The following is a 21,357-nucleotide window of genomic DNA, read 5'->3' as shown; positions in this document are numbered from 1 at the left end:
GTTTTAAAGTGACTCAGGGGGCTTTTTTTGATATAATAAAAGAGACTGTTATCAGTTAGAAAGAGGTTGGTATGAAAGAATTACAAACTGTACTAAAGAAGCGTTTTGCAATCGAATTTGCAGACAAGAATTTATTGGAAACGGCTTTTACTCATACGAGTTATGCCAATGAGCACCGCCTCTTAAAAATTTCACACAATGAGCGCTTGGAATTTTTAGGAGACGCTGTTCTGCAATTATTGATTTCAGAATATCTGTATAAAAAATATCCTAAGAAACCAGAGGGAGATTTGTCCAAACTCCGTGCTATGATTGTCCGTGAGGAGAGTTTGGCTGGTTTTGCGCGTGATTGCCAGTTTGATCAGTTTATCAAGCTAGGAAAAGGGGAAGAAAAGTCTGGTGGTCGCAATCGTGACACCATTCTTGGAGATGCCTTTGAAGCCTTTTTGGGAGCGTTGCTTTTAGACAAGGATGTTGCTAGGGTAAAAGAGTTTATCTATCAGGTCATGATTCCCAAGGTTGAAGCAGGTGACTTTGAAATGATTAAGGATTACAAGACGCACTTGCAAGAACTGCTCCAAGTCAATGGAGATGTGGATATTCGCTACCAGGTGACCTCTGAGATGGGGCCTGCCCATGATAAGGTTTTTGATGTAGAAGTTCTGGTTGAGGGCAAGAGTATCGGAAAAGGCCAAGGCCGTTCTAAAAAATTAGCAGAGCAAGAGGCCGCAAAAAATGCCGTTGAGAAAGGGCTGGGTTCATGTATTTAAAGGAGATTGAGATCCAGGGATTCAAGTCTTTTGCTGACAAGACCAAGGTCGTTTTTGATCAAGGTGTGACAGCTGTCGTTGGGCCAAATGGATCTGGAAAGTCAAATATCACAGAAAGTCTGCGATGGGCCTTGGGAGAGTCCAGTATCAAGAGCCTTCGTGGTGGTAAGATGCCTGACGTTATCTTTGCTGGAACAGAAAGTCGCAAACCACTCAATTATGCCTCTGTTATCGTGACCTTGGACAATGAAGATGGCTTTATCAAGGATGCAGGGCAAGTCATTAAGGTAGAACGCCATATCTACCGTAGTGGAGATAGCGAGTATCGAATTGATGGAAAGAAAGTGCGCTTGCGTGATATTCATGACCTCTTCTTGGATACCGGTTTGGGACGGGATTCCTTCTCTATCATCTCTCAAGGGAAGGTAGAGGAGATTTTTAACTCCAAGCCCGAAGAACGCCGTGCTATTTTTGAAGAAGCAGCTGGAGTTTTAAAATACAAGACTCGTAGAAAAGAAACAGAGAGTAAACTGCAACAAACTCAGGACAACCTAGACCGCTTAGAGGATATTATCTATGAATTGGACAATCAAATCAAGCCTCTTGCAAAACAAGCTGAGAATGCTCGTAAGTTTCTAGACTTGGATGGTCAACGCAAGGCTATTTATTTGGATGTGCTGGTTGCCCAAATTAAGGAAAACAAGACTGAACTGGAGCTGACAGAAGAAGAATTAACTCAGGTTCAGGAACTTTTGACGAGCTATTACCAAAAGCGTGAAGAGTTAGAAGAAGAAAATCAAAGTCTTAAAAAGAAACGCCAAGATCTCCAAGCTCAAATGTCTAAAGACCAAGGGAGCTTAATGGATTTGACTAGTTTGATCAGTGACTTAGAGCGAAAACTAGCCCTATCCAAACTGGAATCCGAGCAGGTTGCCCTCAATCAACAAGAAGCACAAGCCCGTTTGACTGCTTTGGAAGATAAGAGAAAGACTCTAAGTAAGGAAAAGGCTGAAAAAGAAGCAAATCTGGCACAGTTAGAGGAAAATCTAGCTGAAAATAACAAGGAACTCAATCGTTTAGAAGCGGAGTTATTGGCATTTTCAGATGATCCTGACCAGATGATCGAGCTCTTGCGCGAACGCTTTGTCGCTCTTTTACAAGAAGAAGCGGATGTCTCAAACCAATTGACCCGCATCGAGAATGAACTAGAGAACAGCCGTCAACTCTCTCAAAAACAAGCAGATCAACTTGATAAACTGAAAGAACAATTGGCTACAGCTAAAGAGAAAGTAAGTCAGCAAAAGACTGAGCTTGAAACTGCCAAGGAGCAGGTTCAGAAATTATTGGCTGACTACCAAGCTAGTGCCAAGGAGCAAGAGAAACAGAAAGTTTCTTACCAAGCCCAGCAGAGCCAACTATTTGACCGTCTGGATAGTCTCAAAAACAAGCAGGCTAGAGCCCAAAGTTTAGAGAATATCCTTAGAAATCATAGCAACTTTTACGCGGGTGTTAAGAGTGTTCTTCAAGAAAAAGACCGCCTAGGTGGGATTATTGGTGCAGTCAGTGAGCATCTGACTTTTGATGTTCATTATCAAACTGCCCTAGAAATTGCGCTTGGAGCAAGTAGTCAGCACATCATCGTAGAAGATGAGAACGCGGCGACTAAGGCTATTGATTTCCTCAAGCGCAACAGATCCGGTCGTGCGACCTTCCTTCCATTGACGACTATCAAGGCTCGTACGATTTCTAGTCAGAATCAAGATGCTATTGCAGCAAGTCCAGGATTTCTGGGCATGGCAGATGAGTTGGTGTCGTTTGACAAGAGACTAGAAGCCATTTTTAAGAATTTGCTAGCTACGACGGCTATCTTTGATACCGTAGAACATGCCCGTGCAGCCGCTCGTCAAGTTCGTTACCAGGTTCGTATGGTGACACTGGATGGCACAGAATTGCGTACAGGTGGTTCTTACGCGGGTGGTGCCAATCGTCAAAATAACAGTATTTTCATCAAGCCGGAGCTGGAGCAATTACAAAAAGAAATTGCTGAAGAAGAAGCTAGTTTGCGTTCGGAAGAAGCGGCTTTGAAGACTTTGCAAGATGAGATGGCAGTATTAACTGAAAGATTAGAAACCATCAAATCTCAGGGTGAGCAAGCTCGTATTCAGGAGCAAGGTTTGTACCTCGCTTATCAACAAACCAATCAGCAGGTCGAAGAACTGGAAACTCTTTGGAAACTTCAAGAAGAGGAATTAAATCGTCTTTCTGAAGGAGATTGGCAAGCGGATAAGGAAAAATGCCAAGAGCGCCTTGCTACCATTGCCAGTGAAAAGCAAAATCTGGAAACTGAGATTGAAGAAATTAAGTCTAACAAAAACGCTATTCAAGAACGCTATCAAAACTTGCAGGAACAAGTAGCGCAAGCACGCTTGCTTAAGTCAGAACTGCAAGGACAAAAGCGGTATGAAGTGACTGATATTGAACGCCTAGGTAAGGAATTGGATAACCTCAATCTCGAACAAGAGGAAATCCAGCGTCTCCTCCAAGAAAAGGTTGATAATCTTGAAAAAGTGGATACGGATTTGCTAAGTCAGCAGACGGAAGAGGCCAAAACTCAGAAAACAAACCTCCAACAAGGTCTGATTCGTAAGCGGTTTGAGTTGGATGATATCGAAGGTCAGCTGGATGATATTGCCAGCCATTTGGACCAGTCTCGTCAGCAGAATGAGGAGTGGATTCGCAAACAAACACGTGCTGAAGCCAAGAAAGAAAAGGTCAGCGAACGCTTGCGCTATCTACAAGCTCAATTAACCGACCAGTACCAGATCAGTTACACAGAGGCTCTAGAAAAGGCTCATGAACTGGAAAATCTCAATCTGGCAGAGCAAGAGGTTAAGGATTTGGAGAAGGCTATTCGCTCACTGGGTCCAGTCAATTTGGATGCTATTGACCAGTACGAAGAAGTTCACAACCGTCTGGATTTCCTAAATAGCCAGCGTGATGATATTTTGTCTGCGAAAAACCTGCTTCTTGAAACCATCACAGAGATGAATGATGAGGTTAAGGAACGCTTTAAATCAACCTTTGAGGCTATTCGTGAGTCCTTTAAAGTGACTTTTAGACAGATGTTTGGCGGAGGTCAGGCAGACTTGATATTAACTGAGGGCGACCTTTTAACAGCTGGTGTGGAGATTTCTGTTCAACCACCAGGTAAGAAAATCCAGTCTCTCAACCTCATGAGTGGTGGTGAAAAAGCCCTATCGGCTCTGGCCTTGTTGTTCTCTATCATTCGAGTCAAGACGATTCCTTTTGTTATCTTGGATGAGGTAGAGGCGGCGCTGGACGAAGCTAATGTCAAACGTTTTGGGGATTACCTCAACCGTTTTGATAAGGATAGTCAGTTTATCGTCGTAACCCACCGTAAGGGGACCATGGCGGCAGCGGATTCTATCTATGGAGTTACCATGCAAGAATCAGGTGTGTCTAAGATTGTTTCGGTTAAGTTAAAAGACTTAGAAGAAACAGTAGACTAGTTACCAAACGATAGCATCTCTTAAGAGGTGCTATTTTTAAAAACTCATAGCTTGAATTGTCTATCAAGGTCAGTTCAGGCGCAAAAAACGACATTTGGGATTTCCTCTTAGCGAAAAGACTTTCTCTATGATATAATAGTTTCATGATTACAACAGTACCTATTAAGAACGAAAAAGACATTGCAGTACCGGGTAAAACGGTCCTTGTACTAGGTTATTTTGATGGCATCCACAAGGGGCATCAGAAACTTTTTGAAGTGGCCAGTAAGGCTTCGATGAAGGACTACCTGCCAGTTGTCGTGATGACCTTTACAGAGTCGCCAAAACTTGCCTTACAACCTTACCAACCTGAGCTCATGCTTCACATCGTCAACCATGAGGAACGGGAGCACAAGATGAAGTGGCACGGAGTTGAGGCTCTCTTCTTACTGGACTTTAGTAGCAAATTTGCTAGTCTAACAGGTCAAGAATTCTTTGATACCTATGTTAGAGCTTTAAAACCAGCGATTATCGTAGCAGGATTTGATTACACGTTTGGTTCAGATAAGAAAACTGCGGATGACCTGAAGGATTATTTTGATGGAGAGATTATCATTGTTCCTCCGGTCGAGGACGAAAAGGGCAAGATCAGTTCCACACGGATTCGCCAAGCTATTCTTGATGGTGATGTCAAGGAAGTCAACCATCTACTAGGCACACCGCTTCCAACTCGCGGAATGGTCGTTCACGGAAATGCTCGTGGGCGTACTATCGGTTATCCAACAGCCAATCTAGTCCTAAGAGATCGAACTTATATGCCAGCAGACGGCGTTTATGTAGTCGATGTAGAAGTACAACGTCAGAGATATCGTGGCATGGCAAGTGTTGGGAAAAATGTTACTTTCGATGGAGAAGAGCCACGTTTTGAAGTCAATATTTTTGACTTTTCAGATGATATTTATGGTGAGACTGTCATGGTCTACTGGCTGGACCGTGTCCGTGATATGGTCAAATTTGACTCCATTGACGAGCTCGTAGACCAACTCCAGAAAGACGAAGAAATTGCTCGGAACTGGAAGGATGGGGACTCGGTCATTCAAGGGGCTGAGGTATAGAAAACGTCTGAAAATCTACTAGAAGGATTAGTTTTTTTCTAGTAGTTTTGAAAGTTTGATATAACGCACTTTCAGTCCTCTTAGTTACCTATTTTAGCAGCTATTTATGTCCAAATTATAGACGAGGCTTTATTATGCAAACGCAAGAAGAAATGATTGTTTTGGTACCGGAAAAATTAGCAGAAATTGAGCGTGATTATGGTGTCAAAGTTTTGTGGGCTATTGAGTCTGGTAGTCGTGCTTGGGGATTTGAGTCTCCTGATAGTGACTTTGATGTGCGATTTATCTACAAACACAAGCAGGATTTTTATCTCCGTTTGAATGAACAGCGCGATGTTATCGAGCTACCAATTGACGATACTTGGGATGTGAGTGGCTGGGATTTAGACAAGACTTTAAAACTCCTTTATAAGTCAAATCCAACACTATTTGAATGGTTACAGTCTCCAATTGTTTATCAACAAACGGATTTTATTGAGCGCATACGTCCACTTGCCAACCAGTATTTTTCTGAGAAAAAAATTCTCCATCATTACTTGAACACTGCAAGAACTCAAATGAATAAGTATCTTTCTGGAGACAAGGTCAAACCTAAAAAGTATTTCTATGCGCTTCGTCCTATTTTAGCCTGTCGCTGGATTGAAAAATACCATTCTGTTCCACCGATTTTGTTTGATGATTTGGTCAAAGAATTACTTCCGTCTCAAATGCAGGAGCATGTTTCAAGATTGCTAGACATTAAGATAAATGGGCCTGAAGGTATGGAAATTGATCCGATAATGCCAATTCAAGATTATATTTTAGCTAACATCCAAGAGCTGGATGCATACGTTCAAAGTGTTAGAGAGGAAAAGAAAGAGTGGAAAGCTCTAAATCAATTTTTCCTTGAAGAATTAGGCCACGACTGAGGTTTTTTATGGGTAAATGGACATGTAAATGTGGGCAAGCAATGAATGACCACCGAGCGCCCGATCCAAATGCTTATTCAGTTTATTCGGATGAGTTATTAGTAGAAATCATGAATAAAAAAGATGGTAATGATTCAATTTCTTATGAAGACATTTCAGAGGCCTCATTTTATATGTGGAAGTGCCCTGAGTGTGGCAGTTTCATGGTTTTTGGCGAAGACGGGGATGGAGATCGATTTACTTTTTATGAACGTCAGAAAGTCGAAAAGATAGAGCCTCTCTTTGATCCAGATCAAGAGTTAAATCTTGTTGTGGTTGAGTTTCAAGAGGGAGGGAATGGTTATACTTATATCTGTGATGACCCAAATATCCATATTGGACACGCTGTTATTGTCCCAGTCGGGAAGGAAAATACTGAAAAAACTGCTTTAGTTGTACAGAAGTATCATGCCCTACCAAAGGATATCACTTTTCCTGTTGAAAAGTTAAAACGTGTCATTCGTAGGTATTCACATTTCGACCCAATCACTTCGAAAAACGTTTGTAGAAATATAATAAAGCTGGGAAGAATTCTTGATGCTTGCTCCAAAAACGCTAACTCCAACTCTCAGCAAACATATTATAGTATAAAAACTCCTTTAGGATATTTCTGGTTAGAATTAAATGGAGTTCCGATTCCAATGAAAATCACACAGATTCAAGTCAAAGATAAAAAATACCAAGTTGATAGCGCCCTTTATATAAAACCTTCAGAGATTAACTGTAGAAGATTCTATGAACTGGAATTATGTGCAGATTTTGATATTGATGCTTCTAGATGGATCGATGTTCTCTCTGATGAAAACGTTTGGGGCAATAGCTGGGAACTAAATGGTCTTCAATTTGGTATTACTGCAGGAGAGTCGCCAGAATTTGAAGACGAAGTTGTTGCAAGAAAATATAGTCGTATCCCACTTTATTATGACTGGCACCCTGAATTTGAAGATTATTATGGCTTCAGTTTAGCTTGGAAAAAATACGAGTCTGATAGCGATTTGTCAATAGATTTCTATACAACGTAAGATGTAGGAGGATATGTATGAATCAAGCATGGGATTTATTGTTTGAGGGTAAAATTAATGAGGCTAAAAAATTAGTTGAAGCTGATTTTTTATTGGAAACTTGCACAGATTTTAGTTTGTTAAATTTGATGGGGTATATTTATCTTGAAGAACAAAATTACAACGAGTGCTTAAGTATCTATCAGCGTTACATTGACTTAGCACGAACTAAAAGTGACCCAGAAAATGAACATATAGGCTATCATCAGTTAGCCATGGTTTATCGTGAAATGAATGAATTTCTAACGGCCCTTTTCTATATCGAAAGAGAGCAAAAAATCATTGAAGAAGCTTTTACAGAGGATTCTCTCAAATCTTCTATTAACAATTATGAGCAAGGTTATTTACGATTAAAGCTAGGGAAAGTAGTAGAAGCATTCATGTATATGGAACAGTCCTTAAAACAAGCTTTGCAAACAGATGATTTGATTGCCCAAGCTTGTGCCTATAGAGGTTTAGGAGAGATTGGTTCGATACAAAATGCTGAAGAATCACATGAAAATTTTTTACAAGCTATTGCTCTTTTTGAAAAGGCAGGCGATCAGATTGGTGCTCAAGAGGTTAGAAACTTACTAAATAATAAAAAATAGCCTTTTCAGGCTACTTTTTATTAAAACACACGATAGACATAAGGATTTTCAGGTTTGTCTACTTTTGTGAAACTCTCAACTTCCAGTGTTGGGAGTTTTTGTTTGAGTTCTTTATGGTAGTGGAGTGTCAGGGTTCCCCTAGCGGTAATCCAGGTATTGTCAGGATACTGGCGTGAGTTTCCCTTGGTCAAGAGTCCGTATACACCAGAGTCTGCGATACAGTGGATGATTCCAAAGCGAAAGAGAAATTGGCTATCTGGATGGCTAGGATCGTTATAAACAAAGCCTGTAAACTCGATTTGTTTTCCTTCAAACTCTTGTGGATAGTCATAGAGAACTTCCATGACTTCCATATAGTTTTCGTCTGTGACCTGAATGGTTGGCAAGGATAGGTATTTGTCAGCTGTTGTCCTCATTTCCTTTTCATAAGCAGATTTGGAAAAATAGGTACTGGTATCGGGTTTGAGGTATTGACTGGATGTTCCTTCGCTTGCCTGAATGGCTGTGTTGATTCCCTCAGCAAGAGGGAAATGATAGCCTTTGGCAGATACGGTTCTTGAGTCCAAACTTACTGTCGGAAAGGCAATTCCAATCAAGAGAGGTAGAGACAGTAAAAGGATGCTGATTCGTCTAGCTCGACGGCTTTCCAAATGGCTGTGAGAGTTGATTTTCTTGATCCAGATATAGAATTGGACCAGAGCCAACAGAAGAGAAAGGACCATAGAAATATAGATTAGATAGGAATAGTGGAGGTTAATGTAGTGATTAAGCTTGCCAGATAGCTGTAGATAAAGGGTCAGAGCAAAATAGCACAATAGAATGATAAATCGAATCATAACATCACCCCCATCATGTAAGAATAAAGTAAGACAAGCAGAGTCACGATGCCCGTGAATTGCCAGATGAAGCGCGCTTTGAGGTAGTGTTTCATCATGAGGAGATTTTTGATATCAAGCATGGGGCCGATGACCAGAAAGGCAAGAACAGGAGCAAGACCAAAACTAGAGAGGAGAGAAGCACCGATAAAGGCATCCGCCTCACTACAGAGGGAAAGGAGAAAGGCAAGAAACATGAGCAAGAGAATCGCAAGGAGTGGACTAGCACTGATAGAGGTGAGGATCCGAGTCGGGACATAGACTTGCACGATAGCTGCAAAGAGACAGCCAAAGACCAGGTAACGCCCCATATCGAAAAACTCGTCAATAGCCTGTATAAAGACCTGAAAGACTTTTCTAGCAGGGGTCAAGTGTGGAAAGTCATGTTCATGACAAGCAATAGGATTCTCTTTTTGAATGGGTTCCTTCCAGAAAAATCCTAGAAAAATACCCAGAACCAAAGCAACTATAATGGCTCCCAGAGCTCGCAAAAAGGCAAGCTTTAATGAATTGCCAAAGGCAGAATAAGTAGCGAAAAGAACGATAGGATTGATGATGGGAGCAGTCACCAGAAAGGGAACGGCCGTGTAGCTGGGAACTTTCTTTTCCAAAAAACGATTGATAATCGGAACGATTCCACACTCGCAGGATGGGAAGAGAAAGCCAATGAAGGTACCAAAAAAAATCCTCCCCCAACGATTGCGAGGGAGAAACTCAGTGACTTTATCTGGTGTGATATAGACTTCAATCCAGCCTGAAATGAGACTCCCAATCAGAACAAAAGGAAGGGCTTCGATGATGATAGAGAGAAAAATGGCTCCCGCTTGTAATACACTAGGAGGAAGAGATTGGAAAAGTGCCATCTATTTTTTCTTCTCAACTTTTTCTTTTTTGTTTTTGTCATCTGGGAAAGTGACTTGTGTTAAGTCAGGAAGTTTGGCGAATTCTTCAAACATCTTGTCCAAATCATCCGTTTTTGTAAATTTAACAGCCATGGGCTTACCTCTTTTCTACATTCTACCTCTATTATACTATTATTTTGCGGAAAAGGGATTATTTTTATTTTGATAATCAAAGAGGTAAAAACAGGTAAGGTGAAACAAGGGCTGTCCCTTATGGTATAATAGATTCATGGATAAAAAATACGAAAAAATTTCCCAAGATTTGGGTGTAACCTTAAAGCAAATCGATACCGTTCTAAGTTTGACGGCTGAGGGGGCGACAATTCCCTTTATCGCACGTTATCGGAAGGACATGACTGGTAGTCTGGATGAGGTGGTGATTAAGGCCATTATCGACTTGGATAAAAGCCTGACTAATCTCAATGACCGCAAGGAAGCTGTCTTGGCTAAGATTCAAGAACAAGGCAAACTAACCAAGGAATTGGAAGAAGCTATCCTGACAGCTGAGAAATTAGCAGACGTAGAAGAACTGTATCTTCCATACAAGGAAAAGCGTCGGACCAAGGCAACCATTGCCCGTGAAGCTGGACTCTTTCCTCTTGCTCGCTTGATTTTGCAGAATGTTACTAGCTTAGAGAAAGAAGCTGAGAAGTTTGTCTGTGAAGGATTTGCGACTGGTCAAGAAGCCTTGGCAGGTGCGGTTGATATCTTGGTCGAAGCCCTATCTGAAGATGTCAATCTACGTGCTATGACCTATCAGGAAGTGTTGAGACACTCTAAAATCACTTCGCAAGTCAAAGATGAAAATCTTGATGAAAAACAAGTTTTTCAGATTTATTATGATTTTTCAGAAACGGTTGGAAATATGCAAGGTTATCGTACCTTGGCCCTCAATCGTGGGGAAAAACTAGGCATCTTGAAAGTTGGCTTTGAACATGCGACGGATCGTATCCTAGCTTTCTTTGCTACTCGTTTCAAGGTGAAGAATGCCTATATTGATGAAGTTGTTCAACAGTCAGTTAAGAAAAAGGTCTTGCCTGCTATCGAGCGCCGCATTCGGACAGAATTAACCGAGAAGGCAGAAGAAGGGGCTATCCAACTCTTTTCGGATAATCTGCGCAATCTCCTCTTGGTTGCTCCGCTAAAAGGGCGCGTGGTTTTAGGCTTTGACCCTGCATTTCGTACAGGTGCCAAGCTGGCAGTCGTTGATGCAACGGGGAAAATGCTGACGACCCAAGTCATCTATCCTGTTAAACCAGCATCAGCTCGTCAGATTGAAGAAGCCAAGAAAGATTTGGCAGACTTGATTGGCCAGTATGGCGTGGAAATTATTGCCATCGGAAATGGAACGGCTAGTCGGGAAAGTGAAGCCTTTGTGGCGGAAGTTCTGAAAGATTTTCCTGAAGTCAGCTATGTTATCGTCAATGAAAGTGGCGCTTCTGTCTACTCTGCTAGCGACCTTGCTCGTCAGGAATTTCCAGAATTAACCGTTGAAAAACGATCGGCTATCTCTATCGCCCGTCGTTTGCAAGATCCCCTTGCTGAATTGGTAAAAATCGATCCCAAGTCAATCGGTGTTGGTCAATACCAACACGATGTTAGTCAGAAGAAACTGTCTGAAAGTCTAGACTTTGTCGTGGATACCGTGGTAAACCAAGTCGGTGTCAATGTCAATACGGCCAGCCCAGCTCTTCTTTCACACGTAGCTGGACTCAATAAAACCATCTCTGAAAATATTGTCAAATACCGTGAAGAAGAAGGAAAAATCACTTCACGCGCTCAAATTAAGAAGGTTCCTCGTTTGGGAGCTAAAGCCTTTGAGCAGGCTGCAGGTTTCCTCCGTATTCCTGAAAGTAGCAATATCCTAGATAATACTGGAGTTCACCCAGAGAACTATGCTGCGGTCAAGGAACTCTTCAAACGCTTGGATATCAAGGACTTGAATGAAGAGGCTCAAAATAAGCTTAAGTCCCTTTCAGTCAAGGAAATGGCGTGCGAACTGGATCTTGGTCCAGAAACCCTTAAAGATATTATTGCAGATCTTCTCAAACCAGGTCGTGATTTTCGTGATTCCTTTGATGCACCTGTGCTTCGTCAAGATGTTCTGGATATCAAAGATCTTGTTGTTGGGCAGAAGCTAGAAGGTGTGGTACGTAATGTCGTTGACTTCGGTGCCTTCGTTGATATCGGGATTCACGAGGATGGTCTCATTCATATTTCTCATATGAGTCGCAAATTTATCAAACACCCCAGTCAAGTGGTTTCAGTCGGAGATTTGGTAACAGTTTGGGTTAAAAAAATCGATACTGAACGTGAAAAAGTCAATCTGTCGCTCCTCGCTCCAGATGAATCTAACTGAGTATGTTCAGTCTGTTTCCCTCGAAGACTTTGGTAGACCTTTTACACACCAAGCCCAGTGGAATTCTCGTCTGCGAACGACAGGTGGACGATTTTTCCCTAAGGATGGGCATTTGGACTTTAATCCCAAGACTTATAATGAACTAGGTTTGGAGGTCTTTCGGAAAATCGTTCGCCATGAACTCTGTCACTACCACCTTTATTTTCAGAAAAAGGGTTATCGGCATAAGGACCAAGATTTTAAGAAACTGTTGAAAGAAGTGGATGGACTGCGCTTTGTTCCCCCTTTGAAAGACCAAAGTACCTACCTAGTCTATCAGTGCCAATCCTGCCAGCAAATCTATCAACGCAAGAGAAGGATTGACACAAAACGCTATCGCTGTGGCGTCTGCCGAGGTAAACTCGTTGTCTTAAATCGGCCTAAGGACTGATGTTCTTGGTCCCGTTTTATGCTATACTCTTTGTAAGAATACCGAAAGAGGAAACAATCATGAATACAAAATTTTATAAAATGAGACGAAATCGCATGGTGTCAGGAGTTTTGGCTGGCCTATCAGACAAGTGGAAACTTGATGTAACCCTAGTCCGCTTTCTCTTCTCCATTTTTACCATATCAAATTTTGGGATCGGTGTGATTATTTACATCATTCTCGCCTCTATCCTGCCAACTAAGGAAGAGATTGAAGCTGAAATGTACGGAACAGGACCACGCAAACGCAAGGAAGCCCAAGCCATTGAAGACAATGATGGTTGGTTTTGGTGAGATTTAACAGGAAGTATTTATTATTTGCACTATGTTACTTAAAAGAAGTAGCATAAATGACTGAAAATCCCTTGTGGTTATTTAGCCACAAGGGATTTTGGTATTTAAGTATATTCTTTTCCATCTTGAGAGAGATGAATTACCTGATCAGCCATTTTCCAGATACTAGGATTGTGAGTTGCGATGATAATTGTTCTATTAGCATTACGAAGTTCAAGGAGAATTTCCATAATTTCCTTGGAATTTTTTGGATCTAGCGAGGCGGTAGGCTCATCGGCTAAAATTAAAGGAGGATCTTTCAGGATAATCTTAGCAAGCGCTACGCGTTGAGCTTCACCACCAGATAATTCATAGATTTTTTGGTTGAGGCTTAGATAATCTAGTCTGACAGCTTGTAGTGCTTGAAGAAGAAGTCTCTCTTTTTCTTGTTTCTTGTTCTGTTTTTTGCCAATCAGTCCCAGCTCAAGGTTTTCTCGAATGGTCTGACTTTCTAATAGTCCGAAGTTCTGGAAGAGATAACCTAGCTCGTTACGATAGAATTCCTCATTTTTTAGTGAAGTCAAAGACTTTTCTTTGTAAACGATTTCTCCTTTGTCGAAAGTCTCTAGTTTTGCAAGCATATTGAGCAAAGTGGTTTTTCCACAACCACTGTCTCCTATCAAAGCATACACCATACCACTTTGAAAATTCAGATTCAAGTCTGAAAAAATAATACGAGAACCAAATTGTTTCCAAATATGTTGCAATTCAATCATGCTATCCTCCTTTGATAATGCTAACATAGGTTTTGCTTTCCTTCTTATCAAAGATCTTCAATAGAAGAACGGCTAAACTTAAAAAGCTGAAAAATAGGATCAGGGTAATCCAGATATTCTTAGAAATAATGAAAGCTAGACCACTTCCGAGAAAGAGAGCTGCTATTTGAGAAGTGATATATCTATTGTGTAATTCAAAGAAATAATAGCCTGCTATTTTTTTCAAGAATATGGTTTTGCGAAAGGCTTCAAAATAGAGCAGATTTAAACTTGTAAACAGCAAAATTGAAGTCAAAATAGCAAACATAGCACTCGCTAAGTTACTAAAAATTTCGATTTTAATTTTTTGATTTAACTGGAGATAGGTTTCCCTAGCAGACGATAGACCTGAGACCATTTGATCAAGTTGATAGTGTTTCAAAAGTTCTTGTGTCTGGTGGAGGTCTGTAAAATAGAGATATTCTAGATTTGTAAACCAGAAGATAGAGGAAGCCTTGCCAAGTGCTTTAGGAGAAAGCACAAGAAAGATGGGATTTGATAACCATTGATCATAAGCAATATGGGTGGTATTATAGAGAAATACATCATTATTTTGATTGGTATAAGCTATACTAACTTCGACAGTTTGATTAGACTTGCTACTGTATAATCGGTTGGTTAACTCTTGTTGCAAGGTTGATTTTATATCTTTTTCATTTTTTTGTAGTTCTTCTGGGAGTATGGCAAGGATCTGTCCATCTTTTAGATTATTGATTTTTTTAAAAGTTTCTGATGTTAACTCTATACCTTCTTTTTTGAAGTAGTCAGGTGTTACATAGAGAATATTTTTCCCTTCCAAGTCATAGGGATTTTGTTCAGAATCATTATGAGTTGAAAGAGAATGTTTTATAGCTTGAATAGCGAGATTATGTTTAATAAGGAAGGCATTCTCATTATCTATAGCATGCTGAATAAAGTCAAACCATTTATCAGCATTTGTCTGCAGTTCATCTAAATTTTTCATCTGACTTGAACGACCTGTTTGAAGATTAACAATATTGGAGTGTTGTTTCCAAGTAGCTTGTCCAGCCTCATTTTTCTCAAGTATATGATAGTAAGTAGACATTCGTCCAAATCCTACAATAACCAGTAGAATGGCAAGTACCTGACCAAAGTAGAGAATGCGTAGGATTGACTTGATTGGTAATTTCCCTTTGATGATAGAGAGGAGATGAACTTTTTTCAAAGAAATGGTAAAAAGAAGGGCAATTAGGAGACTAAGTAAGAAAAGTAGGCTATTGTAAAGAATAAAAAGTATTCCTAAAAAAGTTTGAACCTCATAAGGATATCCTAGGGAAATGAGCAAGACACTTGCTATCAGCAAAGCAGGAAGACCAAAAAGAAGGATATCAAGTCCGTCTCTTGCGAGAGAACGAAAGAAGAGATGGCTCAGTCGTTCTCCAGAAATCAACCGAATCCCTGACTGAGAGAGAGATTGAATTTGGCCAATAACAATCAAAGCTAAGAAAGTCAGCAAAAAGATTAACATACTGGTAAGCTGATTAGGTTGGGTAAAGAGGGCAAGTACAAAGGATACTCTGTCATTTTCAAATGCATTCGCTTTTTCTAGTCCAAGTTCTTTCAGACGAGTGGCCAATTCTTGACTAGTTAGGGATCCGCTGATAATATTGTAGTTGTTGAGAAGATCGCTCTTGTGAATGCTTTCTTGACTTGCTGGAGGCATCCAGTCTGGGAGTTTCCCATCTCCAAAAACTTCGTAGTAAGTTTGTGATTTTCCATCACTATCTACTTCCCAAATGGTTCTTGCGATAAGACTATTATGTTCTTTAGCAAGACTATTTAATTCTTCTTTAACGGTAGAATAATCTGCTTGCCCACTTAATACTGCTGCACCTGGGAACAGGATTTGTGGAAGAGAGTCTTTCCAAAAGGACAGAGTGGCAATGAGGAAGAAAGTTAAAAGAAGATTGCTGATGAAGAGAAATATACGTTTCATAGGAACCTCTTTCTAAAAAGAGGGAGATCAACCTCCCTCTTCATTGCAGTTATACGAATTATAGCTTACTACTTTTTAAAATAAGCACTAAAAAACTAAAGTTTTACAAGGTATCGAAGAAAACCCTTTCATAATTATATTTTATTCCTTTTTTAAAAATAAAACAAGCAATGACAGGACTTCTTATAGTAGCTATTTTCAAAAAAATTCTTCAACCTTACAAAAATGTAAGATAAAAGTCTCTTTTGTAAGGTTAGGTTATGGCAAGCAACCTTTTTTTGCGATAAACTAGACTCATAAAGAACAAAGGAGCAAAACCATGAAAAGAATTTTACAAAAGAAAAGAAGAAAACCAAGTCAAAAAGATATCGAGCGTGTTCAACTAGGATGCGCTATGATGCAAGCACAGTTTCAAATGATGGGATACTAAGAAGGAGAAAATCATGACACTTTTAGATGTAAAACACGTTCAAAAAATCTACAAAACACGTTTCCAAGGCAACCAAGTTGAGGCTCTCAAGGACATTCACTTTACCGTGGAAAAGGGTGACTACGTTGCCATCATGGGAGAGTCTGGTTCTGGGAAATCAACTCTACTCAACATCCTAGCTATGCTGGATAAGCCAACTCGCGGGCAGGTTTACCTGAATGGAACAGACACAGCAACCATTAAAAATTCTCAGGCTTCGAGCTTCCGACGTGAGAAGTTGGGATTTGTCTTCCAAGACTTTAACTTACTAGATACCTTGTCTGTTAAGGACAATATCTTGCTTCCGCTAGTTTTATCTCGAAAACCCATCACGGAGATGATGAAAAAATTGGTAGTCACAGCTGAAAATTTGGGTATCAACCAATTGCAAGAGAAGTATCCTTATGAAATCTCGGGTGGTCAAAAACAGAGGGTTGCAGTAGCACGCGCCATCATCACAGAACCTGAAATCCTCCTTGCCGATGAGCCAACAGGAGCTCTTGACTCCAAGTCATCTGCAGCCTTACTCGATGTTTTTGATGAAATCAATGAACGTGGCCAAACCATTCTCATGGTAACTCACTCAACGGCAGCAGCCAGCAGGGCCAAGCGTGTTCTCTTTATCAAGGACGGCATTCTTTACAACCAAATCTACCGTGGAGACAAGACAGAGCGTCAGATGTTCCAAGAAATCTCTGATACCTTGACTGTTATGGCAAGCGAGGTGAATTAGTATGTTCCGATTAACCAATAAGTTAGCGGTATCTAACTTGATTAAAAACCGCAAACTCTACTATCCCTTTGCCTTAGCTGTTCTCTTAGCAGTGACCATCACCTATCTCTTTTACTCTTTGTCACTGAACCCTAATATTGGCAAGATCCGAGGGGGAGAAACTATCTCTATGACGCTTGCTCTCGGTATGGTAGTTGTTACCATCGCTTCTGGAATTATTGTACTTTATGCCAATAGTTTTGTCATGAAGAACCGCTCCAAGGAGCTAGGTGTATATGGTATGCTGGGTCTTGAAAAGCGCCATTTGATCAGTATGGTTTTTAAAGAGCTTCTTATTTTTGGTTCCTTAACGCTGACAGCTGGTCTCGGTCTAGGAGCTCTCTTTGATAAGCTAATCTTTGCCCTGCTTCTGAAGCTGATGAAAATGAAAGTAGAGCTCGTTTCGACTTTCCAACCAATTGTCTTTATCCTAGTTCTTATCGTCTTTGGAGCTATCTTCCTAGGTCTAATTTTTATCAATGCCTTTCGCATCGCTCGCATGAATGCTCTTCAGCTCTCCCGTGAAAAAGCCAGTGGTGAGAAAAAAGGACGTTTCTTAGGTCTTCAAACCATTCTAGGTCTAATCAGTTTGGGAGCTGGTTATTATCTAGCAGTTACAGTTGAAAATCCACTTTCTGCCGTTCTGATTTTCTTTGTAGCAGTCTTGTTGGTAATTTTGGGAACTTATCTTCTCTTCAATGCAGGAATCACAGTTTTCCTACAAATCTTGAAGAAAAACAAGCGTTACTATTACCAACCTAACAACATGATTTCCGTATCCAATCTCATTTTTCGTATGAAGAAAAATGCGGTTGGCCTAGCAACGATTGCTATTCTTTCAACCATGGTCTTGGTGACTATGTCTGCTGCAACGAGTATCTTTAAAGGCTCTGAAACTTTCAAGAAAGTCATGAATCCACATGATTTTGGAATTACAGGACAGAATGTTGAAAAAGAAGACATAAATAAACTCCTAGACCAGTATGCTAGCGATAAAGGATTGACTGTCACAAAGAAAGAAGTCCTTACATACAGTAACTTTGGTGTGGCAAACCAAGAAGGTACGAAATTGACAATCTTTGAGAAAGGTCAAAATCGTGTTCAACCGAAAACTATTTTTATGGTCTTTGATCAAAAAGACTATGAGAATATGACGGGGCAAAAACTTGCACTTTCAGGTAAGGAAGTCGGATTGTTTACTAAAAACAAAGCACTTCAAGGACAGAAAGAACTGACTCTAAATGACCAGACCTATACAATAAAGGAAGAAATCAAAAATGATTTTATTTTTGAACATGTCCCAAATCAGTACAATATTCTAACTTCGGACTATAACTATCTGGTTGTTCCTGACTTGAAAGCCTTTCTTGACCAGTATCCTAATTCTTCCATCTTTAATCAATACTACGGTGGTATGAACGTAACGGCTAGCGAGGAAGAGCAGCTTAAAATTGCAGATGATTATTCAAAATTCGTCAACAACTTTAATAGAGAATTAAACAAAGAAGGAAGCTATGTTTACGGAAGTAATCTGGCTGATAGCAGTGCGCAGGTGAGTGCTCTCTTTGGTGGAGTTTTCTTTATCGGTATTTTCCTCTCTATCATCTTTATGGTGGGAACTGTTCTTGTCATCTACTACAAACAAATCTCTGAAGGCTATGAAGACCGTGAACGCTTCATCATTTTGCAAAAAGTCGGTCTCGATCAAAAGCAAATCAAGCAAACCATCAATAAACAGGTCCTAACTGTTTTCTTCCTCCCATTGCTCTTTGCCTTCCTACACCTTGCCTTTGCCTATCATATGCTTAGCCTCATCCTAAAAGTCATTGGGGTACTAGATGCAACCATGATGTTGACTGTCACTTTGTCGATTTGTGCGATCTTCCTCATCGTCTATGTTTTAATCTTTATGATTACCTCAAGAAGCTATCGCAAGATTGTGCAAATGTAAAAAAAGATACCTCGATGCTGGTCGAGGTATTTCTTTTATATTAGATACTAAAGAGTTGTCCTAAGAGGAAGGTTACTCCCATGGTGAGAAGTCCGATACAGAGGTTACGGATCATAGCAGTTTTCGTAGGAGCTTTTCCTAATTTAGCACTGGTATAGCCCGTAATAAGAAGGGAAAGGGCTACGATAAGAACAGTTGCTGGAATACGATAGTCGCTTGGAAAGACGGTGATGGAAAGCATAGGAGGAAGACTTCCCAGTACAAAGGCGATAAAGCTAGAGATAGCAGCATGCCAAGGGTTGGTAAACTCTTCGTACTCGATTCCATACTTTTCTTCGACCAAGGCTTTGAGGGGATTTTTTAAAAAGGCTTTGTTGGTCAAGAGTTGGGCGGACGTTTCACACTCACCATTTTGTAGGTAAGCTGCGTAGAGGGATTGTTTTGCAGATTCAATGTCCTTATCCAAGAGCAACTGTTCTCTGGCAACAGCGGCTTCTTCCGTGTCTTTCTGAGTGGATACAGAGACATATTCGCCACCTGCCATAGAAAAAGCACCAGCAAGGATAGCGGCCAATCCTGATAAAAAGATAATCCAGATATTGCTTGTCGCACTGGCAACGCCGATAACGACTCCAGCGATGGAAATAATTCCATCATTGGCACCCAGAACACCTGCGCGTAGGATATTGAGTCGTCCTGCAAAGTTAGCATCAATTTCATGTTTTATTTCTGTCATAGTCATCTCCTTTCTCTCCATTATAGAGAAAAGAGAAGGGGAATACAAACTTTTTAAACTATCTGAAAAAAGTTCTACGATTCTAATTTTTAAGCTCTTTTCGACTTTACCGAAAAAGCACGGCAATACAGTTGCCAATCCTACTGTACAAGTCCTTTTTTAGCTTATCTATGGTATAATAGAAGATAGATTTATCATTTGGAGTATGAAGGATTTTATGATTAAACTTGTAGCAACCGATATGGATGGAACCTTTCTAGACGGAGAGGGTCGGTTTGATATGGAACGCCTCAAAAACTTGCTTGTTTCCTACAAGGAAAAGGGGATTTTTTTTGCTGTGGCTTCAGGTCGCGGTATCTTGTCCCTGAAAAAGTTGTTTGCGGATGTGCGTGATGAAGTGATTTTTATAGCTGAAAATGGGAGCTATGTTGAGTTTCATGGCGAGGATATGTATGAGGCTACTATGTCTCGGGATTTTTACTTGAGCACTTTTGAAGCTTTAAAGAAATCGCCCTATTTTGATGAAAGAAAAATGCTCTTGACTGGGAAAAAAGCTTGTTATGTTTTGGAAACAGTGGATGAGACCTATCTGATGTTTAGCCGTCACTACAATGAAAACATTCAAAAAGTAGCGAGTTTAGAAGATATCACAGATGAGATTTTTAAATTCACTACTAACTTTACTGAAGAAACGATAGAAGCTGGAGAGGCATGGGTCAACGAAAATGTTCCTGGTGTGAAAGCCATGACAACAGGTTTTGAATCCATCGATATTGTCTTGGACTACGTTGATAAGGGTGTGGCTATTGTTGAGCTGGCAAAAAAACTTGGTCTAACCATGGATCAGGTTATGGCATTTGGCGATAATCTCAATGACCTTCACATGATGCAGGTTGTGGGACACCCAATCGCTCCTGAAAATGCACGACCAGAGATTTTAGAATTAGCAGAAGCAGTGATTGGCCATCATAAGGACCAGTCAGTGATGGCTTATATGGAGGGCTTGTAATGGCAGATATTAAATTGATTGCACTCGATTTGGATGGCACCTTACTGACAACGGATAAAAAATTGACTGAACGAACCAAGGCGGCTCTCAAGGCTGCGCGTAATCGTGGCATCAAGGTCGTACTGACAACGGGACGTCCTCTGAAGGCTATGGATTTCTTTCTCAAGGAGTTGGGAACAGATGGACAGGAGGATGAGTACACCATCACTTTTAATGGAGGGCTTGTTCAGAAAAATACGGGAGAGATTCTCGATAAAACAGTCTTTTCTATCGACGATGTGACACGATTGTACGAGGAAACTGAAAAACTAGGTTTGCCGTTAGATGCTATTTCAGAAGGAATAGTCTATCAAATCCAGTCGGACCAAGAAAGTCTCTATGCTAAGTTTAATCCAGCTCTGACTTTCGTGCCAGTCGCTTTTGAAGAGCTATCTAGTCAGGTAACTTATAATAAATGCGTGACTGCCTTTGCCCAAGAACCCTTAGATGCAGCCATTCAAAAGATTTCTCCAGATTTGTTTGACCAATATGAAATCTTCAAATCACGTGAACTCTTACTAGAATGGTCGCCGAAAAACGTCCACAAGGCAACAGGTTTAGCGAAATTAATTAAACACCTAGGAATCGATCAAAGTCAAGTCATGGCTTGTGGGGACGAGGCCAATGACCTTTCTATGATTGAGTGGGCAGGTCTGGGAGTTGCCATGCAAAATGCAGTTCCTGCAGTTAAGAAAGTTGCCAATGTCATTACCCCGATGACCAACGACGAGGAAGCCGTT

Annotated in this window: 19 protein-coding genes; 13 read left to right on the top strand and 6 right to left on the bottom strand. The window is 40.5% G+C overall.

The genetic code is table 11. The annotated features are described in order from the left end of the window. The first annotated feature begins 71 nt into the window (after nt 1–71). From rnc to ATE34_RS08225, 6 genes are all read left to right on the top strand, one after another. Nucleotides 72–770: a ribonuclease III gene (gene rnc, locus ATE34_RS08250; RefSeq protein ID WP_049536552.1), complete on the top strand. Its 699-nt coding sequence runs from the start codon at nt 72–74 to the stop codon at nt 768–770. Further along, nucleotides 761–4,300, top strand: coding sequence for a chromosome segregation protein SMC (gene smc, locus ATE34_RS08245; RefSeq protein ID WP_061598316.1), 3,540 nt, complete (start codon nt 761–763; stop codon nt 4,298–4,300). Before rnc ends, smc begins: the two co-directional genes overlap by 10 nt. A 143-nt stretch (nt 4,301–4,443) precedes the next feature. Further along, a complete protein-coding gene (locus ATE34_RS08240) occupies nt 4,444–5,394 on the top strand; it encodes a bifunctional riboflavin kinase/FAD synthetase (RefSeq protein WP_061588225.1) in 951 nt (316 codons plus the stop codon). Nucleotides 5,395–5,528: 134 nt separating this feature from the next. Further along, a complete protein-coding gene (locus tag ATE34_RS08235) occupies nt 5,529–6,302 on the top strand; it encodes a nucleotidyltransferase domain-containing protein (protein WP_061588224.1) in 774 nt (257 codons plus the stop codon). A gap of 8 nt (nt 6,303–6,310) precedes the next feature. After that, nucleotides 6,311–7,363, top strand: a complete 1,053-nt coding sequence (locus tag ATE34_RS08230) for a hypothetical protein (protein ID WP_061588223.1) — start codon at nt 6,311–6,313, stop codon at nt 7,361–7,363. A gap of 17 nt (nt 7,364–7,380) precedes the next feature. Continuing rightward, nucleotides 7,381–7,992: a tetratricopeptide repeat protein gene (locus ATE34_RS08225; protein WP_061588222.1), complete on the top strand. Its 612-nt coding sequence runs from the start codon at nt 7,381–7,383 to the stop codon at nt 7,990–7,992. Nucleotides 7,993–8,012: 20 nt separating this feature from the next. Here ATE34_RS08225 and ATE34_RS08220 read toward each other — a convergent pair whose 3' ends face one another. From ATE34_RS08220 to ATE34_RS11300, 3 genes are read right to left on the bottom strand one after another with little or no spacing between them, the layout of a single operon-like run. Beyond that, the gene (locus tag ATE34_RS08220) at nt 8,013–8,828 is read right to left on the bottom strand and encodes a TIGR03943 family putative permease subunit (RefSeq protein ID WP_084911606.1); all 816 of its coding nucleotides are present in this window, start codon (nt 8,826–8,828) and stop codon (nt 8,013–8,015) included. Continuing rightward, a complete protein-coding gene (locus ATE34_RS08215) occupies nt 8,825–9,730 on the bottom strand; it encodes a permease (protein ID WP_084911604.1) in 906 nt (301 codons plus the stop codon). Before ATE34_RS08215 ends, ATE34_RS08220 begins: the two co-directional genes overlap by 4 nt. Next, nucleotides 9,731–9,862 (bottom strand): SPJ_0845 family protein, encoded by a 132-nt coding sequence (locus tag ATE34_RS11300; protein WP_000268697.1) that lies wholly within the window; start codon nt 9,860–9,862, stop codon nt 9,731–9,733. 136 nt (nt 9,863–9,998) lie between these two features. Here ATE34_RS11300 and ATE34_RS08205 point away from each other — a divergent pair, with 136 nt between their 5' ends. From ATE34_RS08205 to ATE34_RS08195, 3 genes are read left to right on the top strand one after another with little or no spacing between them, the layout of a single operon-like run. After that, nucleotides 9,999–12,128, top strand: a complete 2,130-nt coding sequence (locus tag ATE34_RS08205) for a Tex family protein (RefSeq protein WP_084911602.1) — start codon at nt 9,999–10,001, stop codon at nt 12,126–12,128. After that, the gene (locus ATE34_RS08200) at nt 12,115–12,558 is read left to right on the top strand and encodes a SprT family protein (protein ID WP_084911601.1); all 444 of its coding nucleotides are present in this window, start codon (nt 12,115–12,117) and stop codon (nt 12,556–12,558) included. Before ATE34_RS08205 ends, ATE34_RS08200 begins: the two co-directional genes overlap by 14 nt. 59 nt (nt 12,559–12,617) lie before the next feature. Next, nucleotides 12,618–12,890, top strand: a complete 273-nt coding sequence (locus ATE34_RS08195) for a PspC domain-containing protein (protein WP_084911599.1) — start codon at nt 12,618–12,620, stop codon at nt 12,888–12,890. 104 nt (nt 12,891–12,994) lie between these two features. On the opposite strand, the gene ATE34_RS08190 is transcribed toward ATE34_RS08195, so the two are convergent. Both ATE34_RS08190 and ATE34_RS08185 read right to left on the bottom strand, forming a co-directional pair. Continuing rightward, nucleotides 12,995–13,645 carry an ABC transporter ATP-binding protein gene (locus tag ATE34_RS08190; protein ID WP_084911597.1) on the bottom strand — a complete coding sequence of 217 codons (651 nt, stop codon included), beginning with the start codon at nt 13,643–13,645 and terminating at the stop codon, nt 12,995–12,997. A 1-nt stretch (nt 13,646) separates the two neighbouring features. After that, nucleotides 13,647–15,641, bottom strand: coding sequence for a DUF1430 domain-containing protein (locus tag ATE34_RS08185; protein WP_084911594.1), 1,995 nt, complete (start codon nt 15,639–15,641; stop codon nt 13,647–13,649). Between the two features lie 443 nt (nt 15,642–16,084). Here ATE34_RS08185 and ATE34_RS08180 point away from each other — a divergent pair, with 443 nt between their 5' ends. Beyond that, on the top strand, nt 16,085–16,843 hold the full coding sequence (locus ATE34_RS08180) for an ABC transporter ATP-binding protein (protein ID WP_000173369.1): 759 nt from the start codon (nt 16,085–16,087) through the stop codon (nt 16,841–16,843). A 1-nt stretch (nt 16,844) separates the two neighbouring features. Further along, on the top strand, nt 16,845–18,833 hold the full coding sequence (locus tag ATE34_RS08175; protein ID WP_084911592.1) for an FtsX-like permease family protein: 1,989 nt from the start codon (nt 16,845–16,847) through the stop codon (nt 18,831–18,833). Between the two features lie 40 nt (nt 18,834–18,873). Here the strand turns inward: ATE34_RS08175 and ATE34_RS08170 are convergent, their stop codons facing one another. Next, nucleotides 18,874–19,569, bottom strand: coding sequence for a VIT1/CCC1 transporter family protein (locus tag ATE34_RS08170; RefSeq protein ID WP_000136039.1), 696 nt, complete (start codon nt 19,567–19,569; stop codon nt 18,874–18,876). A 217-nt stretch (nt 19,570–19,786) separates the two neighbouring features. On the opposite strand from ATE34_RS08170, the gene ATE34_RS08165 reads away from it, so the two are divergent. Continuing rightward, nucleotides 19,787–20,578 (top strand): Cof-type HAD-IIB family hydrolase, encoded by a 792-nt coding sequence (locus ATE34_RS08165; protein WP_084911590.1) that lies wholly within the window; start codon nt 19,787–19,789, stop codon nt 20,576–20,578. Next, nucleotides 20,578–21,357, top strand: a 780-nt coding sequence (locus ATE34_RS08160; protein ID WP_084911587.1) for a Cof-type HAD-IIB family hydrolase, incomplete at its 3' end; no start/stop codon positions are given. The genes ATE34_RS08165 and ATE34_RS08160, both read left to right, overlap by 1 nt.

It is taken from the genome of Streptococcus oralis subsp. tigurinus, from assembly GCF_002093545.1.
GTDB classification, from domain to species: Bacteria; Bacillota; Bacilli; order Lactobacillales; family Streptococcaceae; genus Streptococcus; species Streptococcus oralis_C.
Note: the sequence above shows the minus strand (reverse complement) of the source record. Positions and strands in the feature narration are given on the sequence as shown.

Coding starts and splice junctions, on each gene's coding strand:
- ATE34_RS08170 (WP_000136039.1), bottom strand. CDS start 19,569: ATGACAGAAATAAAACATGAAATTGATGCTAACTTTGCAGGACGACTC.
- ATE34_RS08240 (WP_061588225.1), top strand. CDS start 4,444: ATGATTACAACAGTACCTATTAAGAACGAAAAAGACATTGCAGTACCG.
- ATE34_RS08200 (WP_084911601.1), top strand. CDS start 12,115: ATGAATCTAACTGAGTATGTTCAGTCTGTTTCCCTCGAAGACTTTGGT.
- rnc (WP_049536552.1), top strand. CDS start 72: ATGAAAGAATTACAAACTGTACTAAAGAAGCGTTTTGCAATCGAATTT.
- ATE34_RS08225 (WP_061588222.1), top strand. CDS start 7,381: ATGAATCAAGCATGGGATTTATTGTTTGAGGGTAAAATTAATGAGGCT.
- ATE34_RS08205 (WP_084911602.1), top strand. CDS start 9,999: ATGGATAAAAAATACGAAAAAATTTCCCAAGATTTGGGTGTAACCTTA.
- ATE34_RS08195 (WP_084911599.1), top strand. CDS start 12,618: ATGAATACAAAATTTTATAAAATGAGACGAAATCGCATGGTGTCAGGA.
- smc (WP_061598316.1), top strand. CDS start 761: ATGTATTTAAAGGAGATTGAGATCCAGGGATTCAAGTCTTTTGCTGAC.
- ATE34_RS08215 (WP_084911604.1), bottom strand. CDS start 9,730: ATGGCACTTTTCCAATCTCTTCCTCCTAGTGTATTACAAGCGGGAGCC.
- ATE34_RS08235 (WP_061588224.1), top strand. CDS start 5,529: ATGCAAACGCAAGAAGAAATGATTGTTTTGGTACCGGAAAAATTAGCA.
- ATE34_RS08180 (WP_000173369.1), top strand. CDS start 16,085: ATGACACTTTTAGATGTAAAACACGTTCAAAAAATCTACAAAACACGT.
- ATE34_RS11300 (WP_000268697.1), bottom strand. CDS start 9,862: ATGGCTGTTAAATTTACAAAAACGGATGATTTGGACAAGATGTTTGAA.
- ATE34_RS08165 (WP_084911590.1), top strand. CDS start 19,787: ATGATTAAACTTGTAGCAACCGATATGGATGGAACCTTTCTAGACGGA.
- ATE34_RS08230 (WP_061588223.1), top strand. CDS start 6,311: ATGGGTAAATGGACATGTAAATGTGGGCAAGCAATGAATGACCACCGA.
- ATE34_RS08190 (WP_084911597.1), bottom strand. CDS start 13,645: ATGATTGAATTGCAACATATTTGGAAACAATTTGGTTCTCGTATTATT.
- ATE34_RS08175 (WP_084911592.1), top strand. CDS start 16,845: ATGTTCCGATTAACCAATAAGTTAGCGGTATCTAACTTGATTAAAAAC.
- ATE34_RS08185 (WP_084911594.1), bottom strand. CDS start 15,641: ATGAAACGTATATTTCTCTTCATCAGCAATCTTCTTTTAACTTTCTTC.
- ATE34_RS08220 (WP_084911606.1), bottom strand. CDS start 8,828: ATGATTCGATTTATCATTCTATTGTGCTATTTTGCTCTGACCCTTTAT.